The sequence below is a fragment of the Microcystis sp. M53598_WE2 genome (genome assembly GCF_030067735.1).
In the GTDB taxonomy this organism is placed as follows: domain Bacteria; phylum Cyanobacteriota; class Cyanobacteriia; order Cyanobacteriales; family Microcystaceae; genus Microcystis; species Microcystis aeruginosa.
This window is the reverse complement of sequence record NZ_JASJFE010000346.1, coordinates 1-2,137: the sequence shown is the minus strand read 5'-3', so window position 1 is coordinate 2,137 and position 2,137 is coordinate 1. Positions and strand designations below refer to the sequence as shown.

3 protein-coding genes and 1 pseudogene are annotated in these 2,137 nt (G+C 40.5%); 2 read left to right on the top strand and 2 right to left on the bottom strand.

Annotated elements, in window-relative coordinates:
* Window positions 1-104: pseudogene (locus PX636_RS22840) on the bottom strand (salt stress protein, Slr1339 family); the annotation flags it as partial.
* 206 nt (window positions 105-310) lie between these two features.
* Between PX636_RS22840 and grxC the strand changes: the two are divergent.
* Both grxC and tadA read left to right on the top strand, forming a co-directional pair.
* Window positions 311-628, top strand: a complete 318-nt coding sequence (grxC, locus tag PX636_RS07480) for a glutaredoxin 3 (protein WP_002751734.1) — start codon at window positions 311-313, stop codon at window positions 626-628.
* A complete protein-coding gene (tadA, locus tag PX636_RS07475; RefSeq protein ID WP_123229874.1) occupies window positions 613-1,107 on the top strand; it encodes a tRNA adenosine(34) deaminase TadA in 495 nt (164 codons plus the stop codon). The genes grxC and tadA overlap by 16 nt, the downstream gene beginning before the upstream one ends.
* Window positions 1,108-1,338: 231 nt before the next feature.
* On the opposite strand, the gene PX636_RS07470 is transcribed toward tadA, so the two are convergent.
* On the bottom strand, window positions 1,339-2,137 hold a 799-nt coding region (locus PX636_RS07470), incomplete at its 5' end, for a hypothetical protein (RefSeq protein ID WP_288116630.1).

Below are 2,137 nucleotides of genomic sequence, written 5' to 3'. Positions count from 1 at the left end.
CGCTCTTTTTCTTGGCGAGAAGAAGGGGACGGCATCGGTTTTTCCTGATCCCGTTTCTGGTATTCTGCCTTCATTTGTGCCAGTAAATCTTCTATTTCTCCCATAATGGTCAAGTTAGAAAGTAAAAAGTTAAAAAGATAATTGCTCTGATTGCCTCTGCCTTAATAACTAAGTAGCTGGTTATAATTAAATTGAAGATGGATCCCCCCTTAATCCCCCCTTGATAAGGGGGGTGTCGATCCCCCCTTAATCCCCCCTTGATAAGGGGGGCATCTGACAGTTTTTAACACCTAACTACTTAGTAAGAACGATGCTAAATCTATTTAACTCGCTTTTTGGGCGTTATAACGAGAATATCAAGGCCAATGTGGAAATTTATACTTGGGCAACTTGTCCCTACTGTATTCGGGCTAAATGGTTGCTGGGTTGGAAAGGGGTAAAATACACCGAATACAAGATTGATGGGGATGAAAGCGCTCGTCAAGCCATGGCCGAACGGTCCAACGGTAAACGCAGTGTACCACAGATTTTTATTAATAATGAACATATCGGTGGTTGTGATGATTTGTATGCTTTGGATGGTCAGAAAAAATTAGATAATTTACTGGCTAAATGTGGGACTATCTAAAGTCTATTGATGAAAAAGCCTATGAGAAACATCGGCAATGGATGCAGTTAGCTTTAAATTTAGCGGCAACTGCGGGGGATCGGGGTGATGTACCTGTGGGAGCGGTTATCGTGGATAAACAGGGACATTTAATCGCTCAAGGGGCTAATTGCAAGGAAAAACACCATGATCCCACCGCTCACGCCGAAATTCTGGCGATTCGTGCCGCTAGTCAAGTGTTAGGCAATTGGCACTTAAATGATTGTACCCTCTACGTCACCCTCGAACCCTGTCCCATGTGTGCCGGGGCAATTATTCAGGCTAGGCTAGGATTATTAGTGTACGGTGCTGACGATCCGAAAACAGGAGTTATCCGCACTGTGGCTAATTTTATTGATAGTCCTTTTTCTAACCATCGTTTACCGGTAATTGCGGGAATTTTAGCTAAGGAATCTGGGGAATTATTACAAACATGGTTTGAGAAAAAAAGAAATGTTTAAAGGAGTCAGGGAGATAGGAGTCAGGAGTCAGGAGTCAGGAGTCAGGAGTTAATCCTACTGTTAAAAGCGGATTGGGTAAGCTGTTGTGCATCTGAATTTGATATTCGTTTTACCTTGTCTCAACTAGAACTTGAATGCGGACTAGCTGATCACCGATCATAATATGAGAACAGGAAATCGTTAATCTTCCCTCTGTGCTGATGATTGCCGCTTGTCCGTGATAGGTGATAGTTATCGCATTACTGATCTGGAGTTACTCTGATTTTGCCAATAAGGTAGTTGATATGTACGAGAAACAGGATCTACCTGCATTTCACAAGAGATTGCTACTTCTCCCTCCCAATTCATGTATCGAGGGCCAGGCGTTTCTAGAATTAACTCCGTATCTTTAGGATTGCGATAGAATTGGATATCAGGAGTTTCCTTGTCAAATTCATTTTGATAAAACAAAGATGGCAAATTACTTATTTTCTCTGCGATTGACTCTAGATCATATTGACAACTTGTATGTCGAATCGAACCTGGATACGGCAAGTCTATTGTCTCGACGTGACGTACGGTTTTTACGATAGCTTTCTTTAAATGACGACCGATTCGATATAAATTGGCAAAATGATAACGCAAATCACGGTTTAAAGAAATAGCCGATTTTCCATTCGGATGAATTTCGATATCGGGTCCGATATTGCCATTAGGATGAACTCCTTCCAAGAAATATCCTACGATACGAGCATCTCTGGGAAAAATTTGAATTTTTTTCCTGATCGGCTTTGTGACTATTCTGCGATCCCGTGAGTAAATTACGATAGAACGCAATTGACCGCCATTATGCTTGATTTTATTAACAATAGGGGACAATAAGTTTTTATAATCTTTAATATTATTTTCAAAGTCTTTTTTTGCAGGATTTTTAGCCTTATCTAGCCACTTATCATTATATTTGACTTGATTGGAACTATCATAAGGATGGAGAACCTTAAGAATACGGTAGCAATCATCAATATGAGCCATTAAAGCCTCTAGTAATTCT